The following is a 382-nucleotide window of genomic DNA, read 5'->3' on the forward strand; positions in this document are numbered from 1 at the left end:
CTATTCGAGCTTCCAGTACGTCACGCTGATCGGCGGCCAGCTCACCGCCATCGTCGTGCTGCTGCTCCTGCAAAAGGTGTTCTTGACGCCGGAGGAGCTGAAGGCCTGGGGCTGGCGCATCCCGTTCGCGATCGGCGCGGCGCTCGCGATCTTTGCCGCGGTGATGCGGCGCAATCTGCACGAGACCGAGGCCTTCGAGGAAGCCAAGAAGGTCGTGAAGCCGACCGGCTCGATCACCAATCTGCTGCGCTACCCGCGCGAGCTGTTGCTGGTGGTCGGCCTCACCGCCGGCGGCACCGCGGCGTTCTACACCTTCACCACCTACATGCAGACCTTCGTCAAGCTCTCGGTGGGCCTGACCGAGGACCAGACCACATTCGTG

General features: G+C 64.7%; 1 pseudogene. It reads left to right on the forward strand.

What is annotated here, in order from left to right:
* Positions 1-382: pseudogene (locus VSR71_RS35190) on the forward strand (alpha-ketoglutarate permease); the annotation flags it as partial.

Source organism: Cupriavidus oxalaticus (genome assembly GCF_038900635.1).
GTDB classification, from domain to species: Bacteria; Pseudomonadota; Gammaproteobacteria; order Burkholderiales; family Burkholderiaceae; genus Cupriavidus; species Cupriavidus oxalaticus_B.